The 23336-nt window shown below is 32.2% G+C and carries 18 protein-coding genes and 1 pseudogene; 13 read left to right on the forward strand and 6 right to left on the reverse strand.

The features are described 5' to 3' along the window. The coding region (locus tag ACFVRR_RS17350) for a hypothetical protein (RefSeq protein ID WP_387331118.1) at positions 1-718 on the forward strand (718 nt) is incomplete at its 5' end. Between the two features lie 253 nt (positions 719-971). Here the strand turns inward: ACFVRR_RS17350 and ACFVRR_RS17355 are convergent. Beyond that, positions 972-1481: a DUF3189 family protein gene (locus ACFVRR_RS17355; protein ID WP_387331121.1), complete on the reverse strand. Its 510-nt coding sequence runs from the start codon at positions 1479-1481 to the stop codon at positions 972-974. A 1735-nt stretch (positions 1482-3216) separates the two neighbouring features. Between ACFVRR_RS17355 and ACFVRR_RS17360 the strand changes: the two genes are divergently transcribed. The 6 genes from ACFVRR_RS17360 (at position 3217) to xerS (ending at position 11389) form a co-directional block, all read left to right on the forward strand. After that, positions 3217-3600, forward strand: coding sequence for a S8 family serine peptidase (locus tag ACFVRR_RS17360; RefSeq protein WP_387331282.1), 384 nt, complete (start codon positions 3217-3219; stop codon positions 3598-3600). A gap of 75 nt (positions 3601-3675) precedes the next feature. After that, positions 3676-7836, forward strand: coding sequence for a S8 family serine peptidase (locus ACFVRR_RS17365; RefSeq protein ID WP_387331124.1), 4161 nt, complete (start codon positions 3676-3678; stop codon positions 7834-7836). A gap of 289 nt (positions 7837-8125) precedes the next feature. Beyond that, positions 8126-9022: a LysR family transcriptional regulator gene (locus ACFVRR_RS17370; protein ID WP_387331127.1), complete on the forward strand. Its 897-nt coding sequence runs from the start codon at positions 8126-8128 to the stop codon at positions 9020-9022. Between the two features lie 335 nt (positions 9023-9357). After that, positions 9358-9762: a type VII toxin-antitoxin system MntA family adenylyltransferase antitoxin gene (gene mntA, locus ACFVRR_RS17375; protein ID WP_387331130.1), complete on the forward strand. Its 405-nt coding sequence runs from the start codon at positions 9358-9360 to the stop codon at positions 9760-9762. After that, entirely contained in the window at positions 9755-10171 is a 417-nt protein-coding gene (gene hepT, locus ACFVRR_RS17380) for a type VII toxin-antitoxin system HepT family RNase toxin (RefSeq protein WP_387331133.1), read from the forward strand. The genes mntA and hepT overlap by 8 nt, the downstream gene beginning before the upstream one ends. Positions 10172-10252: 81 nt before the next feature. Further along, entirely contained in the window at positions 10253-11389 is a 1137-nt protein-coding gene (gene xerS, locus ACFVRR_RS17385; RefSeq protein WP_387331136.1) for a tyrosine recombinase XerS, read from the forward strand. 583 nt (positions 11390-11972) lie between these two features. Here the strand turns inward: xerS and ACFVRR_RS17390 are convergent. The 4 genes from ACFVRR_RS17390 to ACFVRR_RS17405 all read right to left on the reverse strand — a co-directional run bounded on the left by ACFVRR_RS17390 (position 11973) and on the right by ACFVRR_RS17405 (position 15051). Further along, positions 11973-12368 (reverse strand): hypothetical protein, encoded by a 396-nt coding sequence (locus tag ACFVRR_RS17390; RefSeq protein WP_387331139.1) that lies wholly within the window; start codon positions 12366-12368, stop codon positions 11973-11975. Between the two features lie 3 nt (positions 12369-12371). Further along, complete coding sequence (locus tag ACFVRR_RS17395) at positions 12372-13514, reverse strand: ParM/StbA family protein (RefSeq protein WP_387331142.1); 1143 nt, start codon at positions 13512-13514, stop codon at positions 12372-12374. Between the two features lie 312 nt (positions 13515-13826). Then, a complete protein-coding gene (locus ACFVRR_RS17400) occupies positions 13827-14285 on the reverse strand; it encodes a ribbon-helix-helix domain-containing protein (RefSeq protein WP_387331145.1) in 459 nt (152 codons plus the stop codon). After that, on the reverse strand, positions 14257-15051 hold the full coding sequence (locus ACFVRR_RS17405; protein ID WP_387331148.1) for a ParA family protein: 795 nt from the start codon (positions 15049-15051) through the stop codon (positions 14257-14259). The genes ACFVRR_RS17400 and ACFVRR_RS17405 overlap by 29 nt, the downstream gene beginning before the upstream one ends. Before the next feature lie 1709 nt (positions 15052-16760). Here ACFVRR_RS17405 and ACFVRR_RS17410 point away from each other — a divergent pair. From ACFVRR_RS17410 to ACFVRR_RS17420, 3 genes and pseudogenes are all read left to right on the forward strand, one after another. Further along, entirely contained in the window at positions 16761-18959 is a 2199-nt protein-coding gene (locus ACFVRR_RS17410) for an MMPL family transporter (RefSeq protein ID WP_387331151.1), read from the forward strand. A gap of 141 nt (positions 18960-19100) precedes the next feature. Then, positions 19101-19373: pseudogene (locus ACFVRR_RS17415) on the forward strand (FtsK/SpoIIIE domain-containing protein); the annotation flags it as partial. Between the two features lie 109 nt (positions 19374-19482). After that, entirely contained in the window at positions 19483-19980 is a 498-nt protein-coding gene (locus ACFVRR_RS17420) for a hypothetical protein (protein ID WP_387331154.1), read from the forward strand. Between the two features lie 997 nt (positions 19981-20977). Here the strand turns inward: ACFVRR_RS17420 and ACFVRR_RS17425 are convergent. Continuing rightward, positions 20978-21253, reverse strand: a complete 276-nt coding sequence (locus ACFVRR_RS17425) for a YolD-like family protein (protein ID WP_483867347.1) — start codon at positions 21251-21253, stop codon at positions 20978-20980. A 417-nt stretch (positions 21254-21670) separates the two neighbouring features. Here ACFVRR_RS17425 and ACFVRR_RS17430 point away from each other — a divergent pair, with 417 nt between their 5' ends. The 3 genes from ACFVRR_RS17430 to ACFVRR_RS17440 all read left to right on the forward strand — a co-directional run bounded on the left by ACFVRR_RS17430 (position 21671) and on the right by ACFVRR_RS17440 (position 23114). Next, entirely contained in the window at positions 21671-21946 is a 276-nt protein-coding gene (locus ACFVRR_RS17430) for a hypothetical protein (protein WP_387331160.1), read from the forward strand. Between the two features lie 179 nt (positions 21947-22125). Further along, positions 22126-22389, forward strand: a complete 264-nt coding sequence (locus tag ACFVRR_RS17435) for a DUF4190 domain-containing protein (RefSeq protein WP_387331162.1) — start codon at positions 22126-22128, stop codon at positions 22387-22389. 416 nt (positions 22390-22805) lie between these two features. Beyond that, complete coding sequence (locus ACFVRR_RS17440; protein WP_387331164.1) at positions 22806-23114, forward strand: hypothetical protein; 309 nt, start codon at positions 22806-22808, stop codon at positions 23112-23114. The last annotated feature ends 222 nt before the right edge of the window (positions 23115-23336 follow it).

Raw genomic sequence — 23336 nt, forward strand, 5'->3', positions numbered from 1 at the left:
CGGAGCGACAGGCCCAGCAGGAGCAACAGGCCCAGTTGGAGCAACAGGCCCAGCAGGAGCGACAGGTCCAGCGGGAGCAACAGGAGCAGACGGAGCAGACGGAGCAGCAGGAGCAACAGGCCCAGCAGGAGCAACAGGAGCAGACGGAGCAGCAGGAGCAACAGGCCCAGCAGGAGCAACAGGAGCAGACGGAGCGACAGGCCCAGCGGGAGCAACAGGAGCAACTGGTATAGTTGAGGGGTGTTTATGTGATTGCTGTGTTTCGACTATGCAAAACGTTTTACAACAACTTATTGGTACATCAGTGCTTTTAGAAACTATAGCAGATGAACCAAATCAACAACCTCTTCTAATATTCGTAACAATCACTTCAGTGAATGATTCAATAGTTACAGTGACAGATGGAGTCACAACTTTCTTTGTCGGTATACCGAAAATTATTGGGGTTGGGTTTTTACCACCTGGACCGACTATTAATTTACTCCCTCCTGTCGATTCTGGCTGTGAATGTGATTGCGTTGAAAGACCATTAAGAGAATTGCTGGATACACTAATTGGATCTTCAGTGAACATTAGAGTTGACAATGGTTCAATTGCTACAGGTTTTTTTGTGGAAGGGACAGGGTTAGGTATTGTCATTGGTACTTTAGCTATTGACCCAACTACAACAGCTAGATTAGCTATCTCAATATGTCAGATTACACAAGTTAGCTTATAGAACATTCCAGTAATTCTATAGGTAGAGAGATGGATCTTCAAATATGAAGGTCCATTTTTCAAGTCTTTTAAACGTTTTTATGTAAACTAAATTTGAGCAATATTCATAGAGAAATGAAGTCTTTCTTGTTCAACTAAACCAGCTAATAGTTGTCAATATTTATCATTAAAAATCTTGTAAAATACATGTTATACTAAAAATAGGCATGCCAAATAGCCTTCCATTTTTAATAACTCAGATTGTTATTAAGTATTTACTTAAATATTTCATTATCTAGAATAATCACGTTTTCATTAAAAGAGGTATGACCTATATGTTTCGTGTGTTCAACTAATCTGTAAATATTATCACAGCATTGTTTAGCACCTTTTACTAATAAAGGTACACCTATAAAATCAATTTTTAATCCCCTCGAGAAAAAACCTCCAAATGACATAACAAGTGGGACAGTTGGAGAGGTATTAGAGAAAACTATTTTTTCATCAAAATGAACCTTACTTTGTAAAAGTAAGGTCATTTCCTTTAATGCAGGAACAAGAAGTTTATTTCTTTTCCTACCAATGGTATAAACTGAGTTACCATCTTCATCGTTTCCATGAAAAATGAGTTTTCCAAAATCCTTGTTCGTTAGTTGATTAAAATATTTTACATTTAATATTTCGTCTGTAGTTAATGTTCTTTCAGATTGAGGTAATTGTTTTTGGTATGCGGCAGCCAATGAAGTAGTATGTGTTCCACCATAATCATTATAAATATAAATCATAAGAAGTTCATCCTTTAACATTATTATTCTATATATTTAATTATGGATATTATTTCCACAGTCGAAAATATTATAATTAATTTGAAGTTGTTAGTTTCAATTATTAGGCTATTTAGTGTATAAAATGACAGCTGAATCTGTCAATTGGATATTATTTACTTCTAATGCGGCCCGTTTTCTGAATATTTTTGGTATAAACGTTTATTGTTAAAAACAAATTTAACCCATATTAATTTTCTAAGTGATCAAATAGATTCAATTCCTGAAATCATCGTTAAAAATGTCACAATTGGAACAAAGTGTTCAGTAATACCAAAATAAAATTACCCTGGAATCTAATTGGTTCCAGGGCACAGGGTGAGCTTTTTAGCAAAGATAAATTTTAGTATTAACGTAATTATACAATATTTAAACTATTATTAAAAACTATTGTGATTCGCATAAAGCTATAGGAGCTTCAATGGCAATTGCTGTGTATAGGCCCGTATAGACCTCATTGGTAAGGTCTAAGAAAATTAGTATGTTAAAAAATAGTAAAATTATTCCAAGTTATAATGGAATAAGCCCTAAGTTTCCAAAACAACGGAAGACTAGGGGCTTCATTTTAAAACTTGAGAAAGGCTTATATATAGCTTATTATGCTAGGGTAAAAAAATACTCTTATAATTTCGTCAAATTTTAGATCAGGATTATTTTTTTAAAACAGATATTGAGATAATGCCGACTCCTTAACAATCCTATTTTCAATCCTAAAATCAATATATTCTAACCAATTTTCACTAGCATCGTAAATGTCCTTTTTTAACCTAAAAAATCCCCTTTATTTCTAAAGAGGATTTCTTTTAAATGAAAAGTCAATTTTACTTTACGTTTAATCTCTTTGTCGGTTCCTCGTACATAGTCCGGAATTCATCTTCGTTCACATTTCTTCCTAACTTCTTCATTTCTTGCACGATCTGTTTACATCCCTATTTATTATAGCTTCTTTTAAATTATTAGCTACAAGCTTTAGATAATTTCATTCACTTGTTTTATAAGCAATAAACTATAGATTTTCATCCCATAAAAAGTAAGTAGATAATATCTGTTACCCATTTTTTATTTGTACGTTTAGCTGAAAATTCTCTATTTAAATAGTTACTTGAAAAGACAAATATTTCTTTACGTCCAAATTAGTTCCATTTTTTTTTGCTTATCTTAGCTTGTATTTTATTTGATTTCATCAAAAGATATATTCTCTTATGATTCACTTTTAGTCTATACACTATACTCATGTCTTTTAAACGAAAGCGACCCTTGATTAATAGGGATAGTTCATCTTTATTAGACATGTTCATAATATATAAATCTCCAGTGATAACAGCTGGAATACAGATTGTTAAGAAGATTATTTATGGAAAGATATTCAAAAGTATATAAGAATTTCCATGAGATTTTTATAATATAAGAATTTCTTATTTAGTTATTAATATTTCGAATTTCATTAGAATATTCTGATTATGTATACTGTATATAACAAATGGGGAAGGAGTTCGAATAGGGTCGAAATTTGATAAATTATCCGTATCTAGAGCGCATCTTGTAATGGGACCTGATCGAATTCTATCAGAATATTATATTTTGTTTTCAGGATAACTGGATAAATGGGGAAGAAGTATTTAAAGAAAAAAATTGTAAAAAATGCGGTAAGGTTGTCCTAATTCAAAGAGGGGGCAATACGAAGCTACCAGGCGATATCTTAGCAGATTTTAGTTCTCGTGGACCTGGAGTAAGTGTAATATCGACTGTACCAGGATTTGTACATAACCATAATAATCCATCAGATTATAAATATGTGTATGAAAGAATTTCAGGTACATTAATGGGAACAGCAAATGTTGCAATTATCTCAGCATTACTATTACAAGCAAAACCAGATTTACAACCAGAAGTTGTAAAAGCAATCTTAATGAATACAGCTGATCCTTTAAGCAAAACTTACAGCGTGTTCGAAGTTGGTGCGGAACGAGTTGATCCATACAATGCGCCCAACAATTATTTAACAAAAAAGAAAAAAGAAAATAATGGAGTAATTAGCTTTGGAAATAAAGCTTTTGACGGAAAGTTGTGGGTTGATTAAAAGACACAGCAACAGAGGCTTAGAGTAGTAAAAACAAACAATACAAAAACAACAATGGATGAGGAGAACTAGAGAATGAAGAAAAAGCAAACAAGCAAACTGCTAGTAGGCGCACTAACTGCTAGTTTCGTATTTTCACAAACTCAAATGCTCAATGTATTTGCACAAGGCCCAACTAAATTAGATAGTGCTTTAGAAAACCTTAAATCTAATGTAGAAAGCAAATTGAATCTAACTGCAGAACAACGTCAAGCTCTTAAGAACATTGACAAGTTCAATGCACGAGGACTTCATTTAACGGATGACGTGGACTTAGATAGTTCAGAAACTGTATCAGTTATCGTTGAGTTTAACAACAAACCAAAGAAAGTCGCTATGCTTGAAGCGGCTGTAAATGGACAAGCCCTATCTTCTTCAAAAGCACAAAGCGATGTAGACAACGACCATGCAACATTTAAAACTGATTTAGAAAATGCATTTACATCAAAATCAGACGGAACATACCAAGTGAAACGTGAATTTAAAACTGCATTCAACGGTGTTACATTACAAGTTCCTGCAAACAAACTACAAGCGTTAGTTCAATCTGGAGCTGTTAAAGCAATCTATAGTAACCAAACTGTACAGTTAGATGAGCCTAAGACAGAACCACTTAATACTGAAGGAAGTACACATGGAATGGCAGCTGAGCGTTCTTACCTTAAAATAGACCAACTTCACAAAGAAGGTTTTACTGGTAAAGGCGTTAAAGTCGGTATCCTTGATACAGGGATTGACTACAACCACCCTGATTTAAAAGATGCTTACAAAGGCGGTTATGACTTTGTTGATAATGACAACGATCCAATGGAAACAACTTATGCTGATTGGGTAAAAGCTGGTAAACCACTGATCAATGGTGGAGCAGAACCTTACTATACTGAACACGGTACTCACGTAGCAGGTACAATTGCTGGTCGAGGAAAAGCAAATAGCGATCTTTCAACTTTAGGTATTGCTCCTGATGCTGATATCTATTCTTATCGTGTACTTGGCCCAGGTGGTGGCGGTACATTCGATGCAATTATTGCTGGTATTGATAAAGCTGTTCAAGATGGTATGGATGTAATCAATCTATCTTTAGGTGCAGCTTACAATGATCCGTTAACACCTCAAAGTATGGCACTTAACTATGCTGTATTAAGTGGTGTAACATCTATCGTTGCTGCAGGTAACGCTGGAGACAAAATGTACACTGTAGGAAATCCTGGTAATGCAGCTTTAGCATTAACAGTAGGTGCAAGTGATGTCCCAACAGCGATTCCAACAATGAAAGGTCATGATGATACTGTAAATTTCGATATGCAGTTATTAGCAAGAGGATTCGATGACAACATTGCATCATTAGCAAATAAGACATATCAAATTGTACGTATTCCTGGATTTGGTGCATCTTACAACTATACTAACTTAAATGTTACTGGCAAAGTAGTTCTAGTTGCTCGTGGTTCAACTACAATCAATGATAAAATCTTACAAGCTAAATTAAAAGGTGCAGCGGCAATCCTGATCTACAACAATGACACAAATGGTTATATGCCATTCTATTTAGCAGAAGGTACAGACTTTATCCCTGCATTTAACTTAACAAATGCTGATGGTCTTGCATTACAATCTAAAATCTTAAGCGGTAAAACAGAATTTACTTTTAGCGACTTAGCTCAAATCACAACAAAAGGTGATGAGTTAGCAGCGTTCAGTTCACGTGGACCTTCTCGAGTAACGTATGATATCAAACCAGAAGTTACGGCTCCAGGTGTAAGCGTACTATCAACTGTTCCAGGATTTGTGCATAGTCCGAATGATCCAACTGACTATAAATATGCATATGACCATATGTCAGGTACATCAATGGCAACTCCGTTTGTAGCAGGTGTTGCAGCGTTATTAAAAGGAGCTAATCCTAACTTACAACCAGAAGATATCAAAGCGCTTCTAATGAATACAGCTGATCCATTAAGCAAGCCTTACTCTGTATACGAAGTAGGTGCAGGTCGAGTTGATCCAATGCAAGCATTACACACTTCAGTTGAAATCAAGGTAAAAGATACAACACCATTTGTTGCTAATGGAGAAACAAATGATATCAAAGAAATTACAAGCGCTCTAAGCTTTGGTAATGTACCTTTCACTGGTAAGGATTTAGTTGAATCTCGTTCTTTAACATTTGAGAACAATGGTTCTAATTCTAAAACGTTTGATGTAAAAGTCTCTTATCAAACAAACGTAAGAGGCTCAAAGGATGCAGAAAAGAATGGAGTAACAGTTAATACAGACAATACTGTTAAGGTTCCTGTAAATAGCAATGTGACAAGAAAAGTAGACCTTGCAATTCCAACGACAGCTGAAAAAGGTATTTACGAAGGATATGTTACTTATACAAACCAAGATGATCCATCTGAAACATATCGCATTCCATTCGGAGTTCATTATGTTGAAGAAGGAATTAAAGACTTTACTCTTTCTCGTAACTCAATCACGAATGACCGTACTGCATTAACAAGTCCGATTATTAGCCCAATTTTGAGTGCAACACTAACGTTAAATTCTCATATGAGATATGTTTACTCAGTTCTTACAGATGCAAAAACTGGTGAAGATTTAGGTATGGCAAACTCATTCGACGGAATGTATTACGAAGAAGGTAAAACATACAACTTTGTACCGTTCAACGGATTCATCTATCCATACACAGATAGCACTCACCAATCTATTAAGAAAGTGGCAACTTTACCAAGAGAAGGTCATTACAAACTAAAAATTATTGGCGTGAATGATGCTGGTAAAGAATTTGTTAATGCACAAGATTTATTCATTGATAATACTTCTCCTGATAAGTTTAATGTGCAAGTACAAGGGGAAAAAGAAGGAAGTCCTTTCGTTGAATTCAAGAAAGGTGAAACTTCAATACCTGTAACTGCTTCTATCCATGACCAAATGGTTGATCAAATGAAAGCAGCTGGTATTAACATTAATCAAGGTACAAACGGAATCCCTTATTCTTGGAACAGCAATAAAATCACTGGAACGCTAAAAACAGATGAAAACGGAAATGCTTCAGACAGAATTGCAGTAAATGGACCAATTACGCAGGTGTTCTTTGTTGGTGGCGACCAAGCAACTAATGCGAATGCTCAAAAGACGTACTACCTTGTTCAAGATGATTACTCATATGTATACGGTGAACCACACGGACCAACTCGATATAACCAAATGGTTGCACATGTTGGAGATACAAGAACAAATACGTTAACTGCTAATAATGTAAAAAATGTAAAAACAGCTCTTTACACGTTTACTGCTAATTCACTTGATACAAGCATTGAAAGTGTTAAGTTAAATCCTGCTGCTAAGGCTTTAGGTGGAACTTTATCTACAACAACAACTACGACACAAACTGTAAATGGTCCGGTCGTTACAGTAAATGCGACAGTTACGTTTGATGGTTCTCAAGATGTATCAGGTGACATTCAAATGGTTGATGTAACAGTTAAGATTCCGGATATGAAAAAACCTGTATCAGGATCTTCTTTAAATCTTGCATCTACTAAGATTACAAATGTTAACGGAACAGTAACAAGTCCTTGGGGAACTTTCTCGGGAATCGTTATTTTACCGAAGTTCGCTGCTTTAGGTGGATATGTTTATGCTCAAGGCTTATTAACAGCTAATGGAAAATTCAATGACAGTCCTACTAGAGATTACACAACAATGGGAATTAAGGCTTACGTTCAAGATAAAGATGGCAAAACATACGATGGAACAATGGCTAAGAACGGTCAATATTATGTAACTGGATTACCTGTTACTCATGATGATATGTCAATTGTGTTTGATGTTCCTGGACATTTTAATACGTACACTAATTTCCATGGTGCATACGGAAATCTAGATGGTGAAGATTATGGAAAGTATTTTTACATTGGCGCTGATGTTTCAACAGCAGTTGGTGGCGACGTAAACAAAGACAACGTAATCGATATCATGGATGCAATTGAAATGCAAAAATATTGGGGAACAAACAACCGTAGTACAGACATCAACTTTGACGGCACAACAGATGTAAATGACTTGGCATATGTTTACTACTACTTTGGAATGGGTAACCCAACAAATCCAAATGCAAATCCAAAAGCTAAGAAAACTTATAAAGGTCAAACGTTAGACAGCATTATCGCAGAATTAGGTTTAAATTAATTTAACTGGTAACCTAAACAGCTTCAGAGTTGTTTAGGTTACTCATTTTTTTAACGAATGGAGCTAAGAACTAATAAGTATAGGTGAAATTATATCAGCACAATCTAGAGAATAGTAAACCCTGAAAAAATATATTTTTAGAACTTTGTCTTCACGATGTAAGCCTGTTCTCAATACTCGAGAACAGGCTTTTTAAATTTATACCAAACATTTTGTAAAGTATTAAAGTACCTAATATAGAAAAATATAGTTTGTAGTATACTAATAACGTTGATAGAAGGAGAAGAAGATGAATATCGAAAAATTAGTATATCTTATCGAAGTCGCCAAAACAGGTTCCTTTTCGATTGCTTCACAAAATCTTTTTGTGAGTCAGTCTGCCATTAGTCAATCGATTATTAGTATCGAAAAGAAATTTAATATAAAATTGTTCGAGCGTAAAAGAGGTAATCGTGCAGTTCTAACGAGTGATGGAGAAGAAATTATTACGAATGTGAAAGAGATTTTTATAAAATATCAAGAACTTATCGAAAAAGTACAAATTATTAATAATAATGTGAATGGAAAGTTAAAAATATCTACCACACCAGGGTTTTTTGCAGTCCTTTTAAACCCAATTTCAGCGATCAGAGATGACTATCCTAAAATCAATATCGAGATTTTTCAAAAGCCAGGACAAGATATTATTGAAGATATTTTGGAAGAACGAAGTGATATAGGTGTGTTACCATTTATAAAACATTTACTGAAAAACAATGATCGCTTAGTTTATCATAATTTATTTGAAGCAAAACTGAAATTAATGGTAAATAAAAACTCTCCATTAGCAGAAAAAACATTTGTTACACCGCAACAAATCGTCAATGAAACACTGATTACCTATGATGGGGAATTCATTCATTGGTTTAAAAAACTGTTCTATAGGGAGTTTGGCATAATGAATGAGTTATTTACCACTACAAATACGGATACATTAAAAAAAGCGGTCGAAGAAAACTTAGGTGTGTCATTTGTACCTTCCTTCAACGGAGTTAATTACAATTTGAGTGATGATGTTATATTACTAGATATTGTTGATTACGATGCTGTCAATCTTCAATATGTATGGATCATGTCTAGTAAAAGGCATTGTTCAAGTATGATAACTGATTATATATTGAAATTAAAGGAAGAATTAAATTCTTAATTTAAAACAGGGGCTGTCCCATAAGTTAGAGTAATTAGCTTATGGGTGGCTCTTTTTAATTTTAAATTGTTTTAACAGTTCGAACGCTTTGTGAATAGCACACTGTTTCTTGAAATATCCTGAAAATAACCAAGTAGTATTTAATAGTACGAAATCATTCGATAGATCGGTGAATTGGTTGGGATTGTTTTTGTAGTAGCACTATAAGTCAGAACTTTAACCTACTCTTCCAAACAACTTCGCATATAATACAAATTAAACGCGAAGTAGTTTAAAGTATTTGAAATGTGGTATAATGATTTATATAATTTACATATTTTAGGAGGTAAATCTGTATGATTCCTCAAGAAAAACTACAAGAAATAATAAAGGTGTTAATAAAAAAAATTAATCCCTATGTAATAATTTTGTTTGGTTCAGCAGCTGAAAATCGAATGCGACTAGATAGTGACCTGGATCTAGCATACTTAAGTGATACCAAATTAAGTAATTATGAACGATTTTTATTGTCACAAGAATTAGCAAATATATTGAATTTAAATGTAGATTTAATTGATTTAAACGATGCTTCAACAGTATTTCAGTCTGAAATTATCCAAAATGGTAAAGTAGTTTACTGTTCAGATGATGATCGAAGAGAAAAATTTGAAATGAAAACCTTGAAAATGTATGCAAAATTAAATGAAGAACGAATTGAAATCTTAAATAATATTAAGAAAAGAGGTTCTATTTATGAATAATCAAGTTATATTAAATAAAATATCAACAATAGAACGCTGTATTAACAGAATTAATGAAGTATATGATAATAATCCATTAAACCTTATTGATTATACAAAACAAGATTCAATAATATTAAATATTCAAAGAGCCTGTGAAGCTTGTATAGATCTAGCGATGCACCTTGTAGCGATAAAAAAACTAGGAATTCCTCAATCTAGTCGTGATGCGTTTGATATTTTAGTAGCTAACACCCTACTCACACAAGATCTTTCGAATAAATTAAAAGCAATGGTAGGTTTTCGAAATATCGCAGTGCATGATTATCAAAGTGTTAACCTAGAAATTGTTGAAAAAATCATTGTGAACCATCTCGGAGACTTCACTAAATTTACTAAATATATATTACAATCTAACGATAATATTTAATAGTATAATTATGTAAACTAGTTTGCGTATAAATTGGATTATATGCGAACTTTGACGGAATAAGGAATAAGGAATGATATTATGAGCCATACACCTAAAACATTTAGGGATATTGAGCAATTTGAAGTTAAAACTAAAAATTTACAACAAGAAAAACATCTACAACAACTAAAGGTATTGCTCCCTTCTCTTCCACCATATGTGTTTAAGTATTTTCAGAAGAATCGTAAGCGCTCAGCTACTACTCTATTTAATTATGCAAATGATTATAAGTTATTCTTTAACTTCTTAGCAGATAACAATTGGGTATTAGAAACAATAAATAAAGATACGATCTCACCTGTTGATATACCAATCACAATCCTAGCTGAACTCCCCCTAGAAGAAGCCGAAGAATTTCAAGGTTATCTAGATGGTAAATATGAACAAAGAACAGTTAATAGAAGAATTAGCGCACTAAAGAGTTTATTCAATTATTTAACTCAAAAATCAGAAGATCCAAAAACTAAAGAACCTTATTTTTATCGTAATGTTTTTGCAAAAATCGAAACGACTAAAGTAAGTTCAGATCCTGTAAAACGTGCGGATTCTTTTGAACAAAAAATATATAGAGGTAATGAAGACATACGTTTCTTGGATTTTATTGCATCTGACTATGAAAAGGCACTTTCCCCTATTCAGTTAAGATTTTTTCTTCGAGATAAAAATAGAGATTTAGCAATTTTATCACTCTTTTTAGGCAGCGGCTTGAGATTGTCCGAACTTGCTTTCTTACAATTAGAAGATATTAATTTTGAGGAAAACTCATTAGGGGTATTTAGAAAAGGTCAATCAGGTAAGGTTTATGTAACAGTTAATCCGAGAGCAATGGATGAATTAAAAGAGTATTTACATACTCGAACGGAAAATTATGGTTGTGCGAATGATGAAAAACATGTTTTCTTTACTAGGTACAAAGGGAGCTATTCCCCTCTCTCCATTCGCTCGATCCAGGATCTAGTTGAGAAATACTCAAAAGCATTTAATGTTAACAAGCGACTTACACCTCATAAGCTTCGCCATACGTTCGCAACAAAGCATTGGACTGCAAATAAAGATCTTATTGGGCTTCAAACGCAATTAGGGCATACATCAAGTGAAATTACCTCTAGTTATACTCATGTTGGAAAGGATAAACAACATAAGAATCTGGAAAACATGGATAAACTTGAAGATTAAAATTTTTAAGGAATATTTTTACATGCCAGCAACCACCAATTATTATAAATGGTGGTTTGTTTTTTTTAATGAGCATACTACTAGTATCTTTAATGTTATTGAAATGATTTTGAACTTATAATCAGCTTATTATTATGAGAGAATCTATGCTTGGTAGAGTAATATGTATGCTTCAGAGGTTGCATTCCAAGCAAGTGCAAAACATCAAGAAATGGTAACAAGATTTTAGTCATTGTGTAAAATATGATTTACAAGTCTGGATCTATTTAGAATGAGGTAAAAACCTATTTCACTTTTATCTTTGAAGTCTTTTTCCAAGAAGAAAATCGAAGATAATTATCATTTTTAATGTCAGTGCCAATAACAACAATAAATCCATTGTTGACATATACTTCAAAATATATGTTAATAATGTTGTATTTATATATAAACCTAGTTTGCATTAGGCTTATCAATAATAAAAAAACCGATTCCTATAATAAAGAAAATAGGAATCGGCTATTTTTCTATTAATGAAAAGAAAAGCAAGTAATCTTTGAATAAGGTCTAATTTTTAACTATTTTCTTTATTCTTAATTAATGTTTACTCAAAATTAAGCATACCTGCAAAATCAGAAAAATCTTCATTCGTATCCTTTTCATTTGTATGTTCATTATGATTAGTTGGATAGAGTCTTTGTGTTTGGATGGTATTTTTACTTCCGATCAACATTGCAATGAATGCAGATATTGATTTTTGGATAACCGGATCATCTAATAACTTTCTGTCTTCTGTTGTAAGTTTATAGTCTAAACGTACATGTAACTCATCACTATTTAATTCTTCATTTGCTTTTTTTGCTGCTGCATCAAGAAGACTTAATATTTTTGAATTACGTTTCTCTAATCCATTTAAAAACTTTAATGTTTCATCACTTATCTCTACAGGGAGCTTAACGGAAAATGTTTTACCAGGTTCTAATAGTTTTTTACTGGACACGCATTAAACACCTACTTTTTGTAACGACAGTTCAATCCCTTTATTTTTAGAAACGATATATAAGATTTTGAAATATGCCTTTGCAATACTCCAAATACTCTCATCTGCTTCTAAAAAATGTAGTTCATATCCTTTACCTTTTTTATTTAAACCCTCTAATTGTTCGCGAATGATAGCTGCCGAACCACCTACAATGTAAATTTCATCTAAATCTCCAACGTTATCCCATGTGCTAATGATATCGTTGTATTGCAATTGAGCGTAAGTTTGTAGATGATTATCTACAGTTGATTTAATTGATACAGGCTTTCCATCAGGCTTAATAATAAATGGATCGTTCTCACGTATAATATTTTCTACAAGTTGGCGTCTTGATTTGAAAATGGTTTTTCTATATTCGCGGTCTAAATCTTTATTTATTAAATCAAGGTAATTACCAATCCCAGCAATATCCCCTACAGAGTTTTCATTATCAATTTTTCCATTTCGTATAATCGCTTTATCTCTAGTATTTCCACCAATGTCCGTGATTAGTAGATTTTTAGATAGTAGTTCGTGATTTTTCTTATTAAAATGATCGTCCATCGTTAGATTGATCATTGCTGCATACCCCTCGATACTTACAATGACGTCTTCAAACTCGATACGAACTGTTTTTCCTTTTAACCCTCCAGGGGTTTGTTCGAATTTCACTTCATGCATACTCTCTATCAGTTTTTTCTTAAAATTAATCCGTGCATTTTCATCATCTTTTACCTCATCTAAAGGTAAGCCTGTACTCAATAAGTATTTTACGTTTATTACGTCTTTATCTGAATCTTTAGCTGCATCCAATGCAAGTGCAGTAAGAAGTAGAATGACTGTTTGCTCAGAATCCCCTTTTTTAACACGAGAAGATACGACATCGTTATTTACTTCTTTCGCAGCTAAATTACCAACCGCATAGATTGCAGATTCTTTTAAAGCCCTAGAAGTGACATGAACATGTAGTTCCTCAATTGGCTCATTCTCATCTGATAACATAGATCGTGAATCCATTCTTTTAATAACATTCGGTATGTATATACGATTTTCTTCAGAAAGACCACCAATAAAACCTTTTAAACTATCATTTCCAGCATCTAGCGAAGCAATCTTAAATTCCATTGACAAACATCTCCTAAGTTGGATTTATTTTCCTTTAGTATAAATAATAACACTTTTATAACACTTTTTCAATTGTTAAGTAACACTCTAGTAATACTTTTTATACTACTCAATTTTTATTAATCTACTAAGTAAAGAAATCCTGTAATTTAATAAGAGGCTTTCTGAACAATAAATTTTAAAAATAAAAAAGCTGATCTGTAATGACCAGCTTTCTTGCCTATTGAGTTTATTCGTAAACACAAATCGTCTAGAATTTATTAGTAGAATAATTGTTTAGTTTCTAGTTTATTCATTTTTTTGATTAATGGATCACAATACACCATAGTCTTCTAATAATTTACGCAATGCCTGATTAATAAGTTTTGATTTGTCCCCTTTTTGCCCTCTAGCAGCAATTTTATCCACTTCAGTGGCCAAATCAGGATCCATATAAAAAGAAGTAAAGACTTTCTTTTCTTTTCTCTTCAAAGTCTTTTTTCCAGCAGCGAGATTTCGAAGATAATCATCTTCTTCATCTTCAGTTTTAACATTAACAATAACATCATTGTCATTGATGACATATGTTTCGTTTTCAATTTTATTGTTTTGATTCATAATTTCAACGTTTTCAGTGTTATTATCATTTGTGTTATTGTTCTCAACATCTTTTTTGATATCCACTTTGTTGTCATCCTTCTCATTAACTGCATCAGTCTCATATGAATTAAAGAAGGTTTGAGTAGCATTCGGTTTTTTTATTTTATCTTTGAGGTTGATTTTTGTAGACACGTTCCTTCAACTCCTTCACAAAGGGAATATAGTATTCTAATGCTGCTTTTAATTCTGCGTTTTCCTCAAAACCTGTGATGGCTAAACGTCTCGTAGCCGCTTTTCTTCGAATAATAGAATGGTATTTTAGACCAGGATAATCTTCTTCAATCGCTTCTTCCATCACATCATTTTCTTTCGCCCTTGCATCAATCAAGGAGAACAAAATACCAGATGTTTCTAAAGTTGGATTGTATCGTTCCTTTGCACCTTCAATGATCTCCAAAAACTTTGGAATCGCGTAATAAGCAAACATGGAACCATCAAACATGACAACAGCGTAGCTACCAGCTTCTGAGAATGTACTTAATGGTAATACAGTTTGTTCGGATAAAGCTGGCGGTGTATCGATAATAATCCAGTCATAGTCCTCCATAACAGGCTCAAGTGCTTTTTGTAATGCGTCTAACTTTAACCCCTTTTCGTACATCCTTCTAGGTAATGTTGCCAGAAAATCATTAGATGGGATTAAGTCCAGATTTTCTTTAATTTTAATTATGTAAGAACGTGCATCTTCGTTTAAGATTGCCTCTAAAATGCTCTTCTCTTCAAAGATACTACAAATGTCATATTCTCCGGTCAAGAAACTAGTTAAGTTCCCTTGACCATCCATGTCAATAGCTAACACTTTCTCTTCTTGGCTTAATAGATAGGAAGTGATACCGCTACTTGTTGATTTAGAGCATCCACCCTTACTAATACCGAATGTGACAATTTTTGCTGTCAAGATTAACACCTCTTTCAAAAAATAGATGAATATTTTAAAAATAAATTGAACAATGATTATATATCTACATAATATAAGATTTAAATCAATAATCTAGCAAGTGTATGATTTATCATTATAACATATGTCATTATATATAGTACCCTATATGATACGTTTGTTGTTATTATTGAAAATCTATTTGATTTACTTAGATAATTAGTAGATTTCTAGTTTTATATACAAATTCCTGTCTGACATTTGATATTTCTAAAAAAAGTGTAAACAGATCATGAAACATTAAAATTGTGTATCTAAATATTTCCAATAGAATTGTAATATGTATGATAAATCAATAATGATAATTTTATCATTGATAATCTAATATATTTAGTTTTTAATTTCATTACATATGACATACCATAAATTAACATATATGATATTTTCAATTCTGAAAAATATTTCAAGCTAGATAATAGTATGTATATATACTTCACTAATAATATCGAAATTAAGTTAAAAATATAAATCAATAATAATATATTATCATTGGTTATATGGTATATGTAGTTTTTTATATAATGATATATGACATCATATATATTATAGTGAATTATGCTTTGACTGTATAAATGATAATGTTGTATAAAAATAGTTCAATAATAATACCAATATTGATGTAGTGGTATATGTACAACTTAACATAATGATATATGACATCATATATATTATAGTGAAAAATGTTTTGACTGTAAAAATGATAATGTTGTATATAAATAGTTCAATAATAACACTAATATTGATGTAGTGATATATGTATAACTTAACATAATGATATATGACATAATATATGTTGGTGTATATGTTAAATAATATGTATATAATGATAATATATTTAGTTTCAGCATTCAATTATACATATATTAGTACGATATATAACGTGTATGATAACAATATATATGTATTATAAATTATTTATTTAATAACATTATTAATATTTTTCTACTAGTTGGGATTTTAATTCTATTAATACGAAGGTTTTGTCAAAAAAGTCCTGATTTACGTGTCACATTTAATTGATCACTTATACTATTGTTCAGATAATTATTTTATATAGGATTAAGTAATAAATTACTGGATTAAATATATGAATGCACTAGGAAATAATACTTGATTATTTGAAATAACATAAAAATACAATCTACATTTATGGTATTAATGATATTGTAGACATATATGTCAATGTATACAATAAAAATAAATATATGTATATGATGATGATATTAGTAACGATATTATCGATATTGTATGATTAAAACTATAGAACTGCTTACACTGTTACTATTTATTAAGGTTTATAAGAGCTTTTTGCATTTGAAAAAAATCACGACGTTTATAAAAAAGATATGATGTTTTAAATAAAGTCGTGATGCTTTTTCCCTCTAGATAACATTATCTAAAAAGATATTTTTATAGTGAAAGGTAGGAAACCTGAATTAAAAGAATTCAAGGAACTGTTGAGAGACGATAAAGTTGTTCCGTTAAAGAGCCATTTTCATATTTCCTCCTTTTGGAACCTTATTAGAAAAGCAAATAATTCTTTCTTAAATCTCAATAAGTAAATCCACTGCCTTTTTGTTATTTAAATAGCGGTCCTTATTTTTATTTTAATAAAAATGTGAGAAATGAGTAATTCTATTCTTACTGGACACAAAAGGGGGAAGAAAAGGATGAGAGAAATAAAAAAAAAAGGACTATTCTGGCATTGGGGAATAAAGATGTACAAATTACGCTGGGCAATAGCAATTTTTTGGATATTGTTATTCATTCTTTCAATATTTTTTGCCCAACAACTACCTGATAGACTAAAAGATAGTGGGTTAAATCCAAAGGGTAGTGAGTCGGATATCGGTGTATCATTAATGAGAAAAGAATTAGGGTCGCCGCCGTCAATGCTAAATATTGTTTATACAAGTCGTGATTTAGACCTAACAAGTGAACAAGCAAAGAAGGACATATTACAATCATTAGAAAAATTAAAAAAGCAAAAATATGTAAAAAATATTCAAATAAACAAAACACCTCGTTTAGTAGAAGATAATGGTATTCAGTCTGTTGTTGTTGAACTTAAATTAAACAATCAAAAGGCCCTCAAGGATTTTCCAGAGATGAAAAAGTTAATAGAGAAGCCCAAGGGAATGGATACATATGTTGATGGAGAATTAGCTACAATTTATGAAGTACAGCATGCGACAAAACATGATATGGCATATTCAGAAAAGATTGGCCTTCCGATTGCCTTAATTGTTCTATTATTTATTTTTGGGACTGTATGGGCAGCTATTTTACCTCTGTTAATTGGGATGATGAGTGTATCTCTGACTATGGGGATAACCTATTATCTTACTGGTTATTACTCGCTCTCGAATTTTCTTCCAAATATAGTGATGATGCTAGGTCTTGCGATTGGAGTGGACTATGCCCTTTTTCTTGTCAGCCGTTTTCGAGAGGAATTAAAGAGACAACAATCAGTAGAGGATGCTGTAGCCATGGCTACACAAACAGCAGGACAATCTGTTTTCTTCTCAGGATTTACTGTTTTGATTGGTATGTTTGGCATGTTGTTTATAAAACTGCCTATAATTTATTCGTTATGTCTGGGTGGTGTGCTAGTGGTCTTTTCTGCAATGATCCTTTCATGCACGCTTTTACCTTCGTTATTAGGTATTTTTGGCCATCATATAAATTCTCTTAAAGTATTTCCTGGTACTCAAAAGAAATTGGAAAATTCTATTATGTGGGAGAGAATCGCAAATTCTGTAATGAAAAGACCAGCTATATTAGCCATCTTTATTAGCACCTTTTTAATCACACTGATGCTACCAATTATTGGAATGAAATTAGGGGTGCCAACTGCGGAAGTACTCCCCCCAGTTTATGAATCAAGGACAGGGGCGGAATTACTGAAAAAAAATTATGACGTACGGAAATCAAGCCCTATTTATATTATTGTGAAGGCAAAGGAAAATGTCACAGAAGTAGCATCTATTAGGAAGATTAAAAAATATGAAGATAAAATTCGGCAAATACCTGGTGTGTTAGAGGTTCAAAGCTATATAGATTCACTTGGAAATCGAACACCAGAAGAAACCTCTCATCTATTAGATTTAAAAGGTACATATGACCGAATGATAAACGAAAACTTATTACAAGGAAATTTTACATTGCTGACAGTAGTACCAAGGTCGAAGCCGGATTCAGCAGAATCTTCTGGACTTGTTAAACAGCTACGAGATGAATCAATGAGTGACTTAGTAACATATGTTACTGGTCAAACGGCTTTGCGAGTAGACATGATGAATCGAATAAATTTAGGATTACCCCTGCTGATGTTGTTTATTATCTCTGTGACTTATTCCATATTGCTGTTTGTTTTCAAGTCTGTTCTTATACCGCTTAAAGCGGTTATGATGAACGTCTTAAGCCTTGGAGCAAGCCTAGGCATTGTGGTAATGGTTTTTCAGTATGGATGGCTGTCTCATTTTCTAAATATTACCTCAACTGGATATGTTAGTATCATTATGCCTGTATCAATCTTTTGTATTGTGTTTGGAATATCAATGGATTATGAAGTATTTTTAATTTCAAGGATAAAGGAAGAATATGAGAAGTCAGGTGATAACGTAAAAAGTACCGCATTAGGGCTCCAGAAAACAGGCCGTCTAATAAGTAGTGCTGCATTAATTCTCCTTGTTGTCGTGGGCTCATTCATTTTTACTAAAATTGAAATTACAAAGGCACTGGGTGTCGGTTTATTTTGTGCTATTTTTATTGATGCAACCCTGATTCGAATTATCGTTGTTCCTGCGTTGATGAAGCTTCTCGGACCTGCAAATTGGTGGGCTCCTAAATGGATAATAAGAAAGTAAGTTTCTGATCTGGTTTTTGATGAATTTGGAAGGATATCGCACTTATTAGTCATCCATGAAGCTCAAAAATCGGAGCTTCACAATAGTGAATGAAAATGTGCTGTATCCGACCAGACTGATTCTAAGACTTCGACTGGTAGTGGCAAAAGTGTATTTTTAACTACATTGTTAATTTTCTTTCATCTAACAAAGAGTTTTGATGAACTGTTACTCTATTTAATTGATTCGAAACAAGTTGAATTTTCACCTTTTGAATATTCTCCACTAGTCGAAAAAGTAATAACAAAATCAGCTGAAGCAATCAGTTTATTAAATTCATTAGTACTAGAAATGGGAAAACGCTACGAATTATTTAAAAAAGAAAAAGTTCGTAATATTAGTCAAGTCATTATCGTGAAAAAGGGCATATTATAAAGAACATCGTTGTCATAATAGATGAATATGCAGACCTATTTCTATTTGATAAATCAGTTGAAATTACGTCTGTTTATTAGCACAAAAAAACTGAGCTGCAAGAATCTTTTTGTGCATTTGCACTCAAAGACCATCAGTTGATGTGGTATCGTGTTTAGTCAAAGCAAATCTCCCAAGTCGAATTGTTTTTAGAATTACTAGCAAGCACAATTACAAAACCGTACTTGATGGGAAGCCACCATTCGTTCTTATGGGAAAAGGTGATTGTGTTGCTCAATTAGAAGGTAAGGAAAACTTTTTACATATACAAAGCTGTCTTGTCGCCCCAACAGAAAGTGAAGTAGATGCAATAATTGAGCAACTTGTCGTTTCAAAATGCATCCAAGAAAAACAAAACTACTCATTGCCAATATCAAATACGCCACCCACAAAAAAGGAACTAGTATGGAATTTTATCGAGAGTACAATTGATACTAGGTTACGTTCAATCTTAAAAGAAGTTGGTGGAGAATTAGTTCAGGTCATGAGAGAATTAGTTAGCGAAGGTAAAATGGAAGCTAGTTCTGGTAAGAAAGAAGAGTTCATTTTATTTTTTGATCAATATTAAGGCAATTTTATTCTAATATGTTAAAAATTTACGAAACGTTTAGTTCAAATGGCCGAACAAAGCTTAGGTAGATATTCTATATAGATAGGGTAATAAGAAAGGAGTTTCTATTTATTAGATAACTTCTTATTTTTGTTTAGTTATTTCCGTTTTTCTATTTTTTTGGGTCGCCGGGAATGAACTAAAGGGCAGTTTACTTTAAGAAGGTATATCAATAGAGTAATTGTAAGAAACTAAAAAAAATTTGAGGAAACAGAAAGGATGTGGTCGAATTGGTGAACTGGCTGATTTTTTTGTGATTATGGGTCTCTTTTCATTTATCAACATCAAAAGAGGCAGATGGACAAAGATGGATGTGTTTCTTTTAATCTTCTTTTATTTTTTCCTATACGCCTTAAGCAAACTTCTGCACAATGACTGGTTTGCACCGAACTTCGACTACGGCAATCATCATGTCATCAGCTTCATCGGGATTTTTCTCTGGTTTCTCTGCTTTATCACGGCGAAGATCCTTCTTCATTTGTGGCAAAAAAGGAAAAACAATATACCAAAAAAGCGAACAACCTAGGGTAATTGACTGCTTAGGCGGTCTATTTTGTTTAACAAAATGGCAGTTTAGTTGCATAAGTTTTGGATATTTTTACTTGTAGAACATGGTAAGATATCGTGTTAAGATTCTCTGGCTAGTGGAAATAGATTAAAACTTCATTTCCCCAGGTAAAACTCCCATAATGATAGCAGCAATAAGTATAGCTAATACAAGTAGCTTCTATTTTTTTCGTCTTTATGATTTGCACAATTTTGAAAATGGGATGTTGATAATTATGAAAATTTTGGTTTGGATAAAAAATTTTATAAAGGCATTTTTGGATTCAATTCCACCGTGGCTCTAAAAAGTTCTGTTAAAGTATAGCATTTATAAACCTTATCCAACTAACGCAATGCGCTAGTTGAACAAGCAGCAAAGAGATTTTCCGTGGTAGATCTTTTTTTGAAGCTAAAATACATCAACCAATGAAATCATAGAAAGTGTATGAGTAGAGCCATATTTATCAACTAATATAACAGTAGCGTTTATCTGATCAACTTTTTTTATTTTCCCAATTTCTGTTTCAATATGACCTTTAACCCAATAAACTAATGATACATCATTTTTTCTTTCCACAGCTTCAACAAGATTCCAATATGAACATTTATGTTTTTCCATTTTCATTGGTTTTACTATTTTCATTAGGGTTATTATTTTCTGTTGGAAAAACCTTGTATGTTGCAGTTAAGAAATATGAGGAAGATGGCGATTTACCTGAATGGATTTCAGGTTCATCATTTTATGAATTATTAATTGTTGTACTATATTCATTTCAGAAAAATTTTTTCCAAAAAGATATCATATAGTTATTTTTAAAATATTCTCATTATTATTTGGAGTAATTTTATTTGATGTAACAGTTTTTTATTATGGTACTTTTATGACCAATTATTCGACTAACGCATGCTCTAGTTGAGCAACAAATAAAGGATGAACATTAATCGATTATCCTCTATTTCAGTCTCTGGTAATTTAGTTCGATAAAAATTAATTGAAGTTATATTTCGAAAACTCGCCAAAATTACAAAGACTTACTACATTGGTATAATTAACAGAAATAGATATATGAGAGGGACGTTCTAAAAAAATGATGGTTATAAAATGACTAAAGAACAAGAAAGTAGCATCAAGAGCTTGCAAATTTTAGGGTTAACCTTTTTGTTTGGAGGAGTACTTCTTTCATTAAGTATTTCTTACTACTTTAAGAAAAATCTTAATATATATGGATTTATGATTACTTCATACGGAACAATTATATGTAGCAGAGCTAAAGAAATTATTAAAATAGGTAAGAAAAAATATTTATTAAGGGCAACTATTATATTAATTTTGGCAATATCGAGTGATTTTCTATTAGATTATTATTTGTGGTCTTAAACTAACTCAGTGCTTTAGTTGAACAATATGATTGGCTGAATAGTAGATTTTTTTTATTCAGCTAGTGGCAGTTTAGTTTAATAAGTTTTGGTGAATTTTACTTTTAGAATAACGTAAAATCTCTTTCTAGTGTCTGTAATAAGATATGAATAAATTAATATAAAAAAGGATTGTAGTTAATGGAAATAACAAACGCTAAGGCTAAATTAGCATTAACATTGGCAATATTGTCATTAATAATACCAGCAATAGGTTTAATCCTTGCTGTTATTGGTTTATATATGTCTAAAGAAAGTCTGATTGAGATCGAAAGAATCAATCAAAAAGGGAAAGGGTTAGCTCGCTCAGCCAAGATTATTAGCATTATATCAATATGTATTGACGTACTTGTTTTATTACTTGTAGTGATATTAGCAATCATTGGTCATTTTTTTACTAAATAATTTCATTAACGAGTGCAATTACTTTAACAAGTCATAGCCTTTGTTAAGACCAATTGTGTTGGAGTGAGACAAGCCAATGGAAGGTCAGAAATGTACCCATGTTTGACTTGGCACGAGTAAAAAATGTAAAGGAATGTAATGATGAACCTTTCAAACTTAATTACAAGCATTATTGAAAACATTATTGTTGGATTAATATGTTTAGGACTGGTTTCACTGTCGGGAAAGAGTAAATTGTTCATGTTTTTTCGATTTATATTAATGTGCATATTTTTTATTTTTTTTGAAGGAATGTTTATTTTGCTGACAATTAGTTGTATCCAACGTTCCGACATTCTAAGGATGGTCGTGTCCATTTTGTTGGCAATCGTTTTTGGTGTTTGGACTTTTGTCGGAAGTAGGACGCTATGGTTTAAATGGAGAAGTATGTAATTTTCGGTTCAGTAATTTGGTACGATGGACATGGTCCCATTTTTATGGATGCACAAGAGCGAATTAACGAACTACTCCATCACTATGAAGAACGAACTGGTTTCGTACTAGAGCAGATTACTGGAGAGATGAGTGCATACCAAGTATCAAACACTTTATTTCCAATAGGTTCAAGTGCATTAGAAAAGTGGATTGCACTAGGAGAGACTAATGTCTATTTAAGTTATCTAGTTGCAAAAGGTGAAATACGTGAATATAAAGATGGGCTTCTAAATAAATACGTAAGAATGTAAATTGTATATGGTTACACTATATATATCTTAAATTAAGAAGAACATTTAAAATCGTTGAGAGAAACAAGGCTGGTAGTCTTTGGCACCAACGGTCTATGAGAGTTAGATTTTAACTTCTTGAGAGGTAATTGAATTTGTGTGAAAATTGGTTCGGGAACTGATTATTTAAGTTATGGCTAAATATAGCCACATTAATAGTATGGTATATTTATTTTCTAACGA

This window comes from Gottfriedia sp. NPDC057948 (genome assembly GCF_042887255.1).
In the GTDB taxonomy this organism is placed as follows: domain Bacteria; phylum Bacillota; class Bacilli; order Bacillales; family Bacillaceae_G; genus Gottfriedia.

Coding starts and splice junctions, on each gene's coding strand:
- ACFVRR_RS17365 (WP_387331124.1), top strand. CDS start 3,676: ATGAAGAAAAAGCAAACAAGCAAACTGCTAGTAGGCGCACTAACTGCT.
- ACFVRR_RS17410 (WP_387331151.1), top strand. CDS start 16,761: ATGAGAGAAATAAAAAAAAAAGGACTATTCTGGCATTGGGGAATAAAG.
- ACFVRR_RS17355 (WP_387331121.1), bottom strand. CDS start 1,481: ATGATTTATATTTATAATGATTATGGTGGAACACATACTACTTCATTG.
- mntA (WP_387331130.1), top strand. CDS start 9,358: ATGATTCCTCAAGAAAAACTACAAGAAATAATAAAGGTGTTAATAAAA.
- ACFVRR_RS17430 (WP_387331160.1), top strand. CDS start 21,671: ATGACTAAAGAACAAGAAAGTAGCATCAAGAGCTTGCAAATTTTAGGG.
- ACFVRR_RS17440 (WP_387331164.1), top strand. CDS start 22,806: ATGGAGAAGTATGTAATTTTCGGTTCAGTAATTTGGTACGATGGACAT.
- hepT (WP_387331133.1), top strand. CDS start 9,755: ATGAATAATCAAGTTATATTAAATAAAATATCAACAATAGAACGCTGT.
- ACFVRR_RS17370 (WP_387331127.1), top strand. CDS start 8,126: ATGAATATCGAAAAATTAGTATATCTTATCGAAGTCGCCAAAACAGGT.
- ACFVRR_RS17395 (WP_387331142.1), bottom strand. CDS start 13,514: ATGGAATTTAAGATTGCTTCGCTAGATGCTGGAAATGATAGTTTAAAA.
- ACFVRR_RS17435 (WP_387331162.1), top strand. CDS start 22,126: ATGGAAATAACAAACGCTAAGGCTAAATTAGCATTAACATTGGCAATA.
- xerS (WP_387331136.1), top strand. CDS start 10,253: ATGAGCCATACACCTAAAACATTTAGGGATATTGAGCAATTTGAAGTT.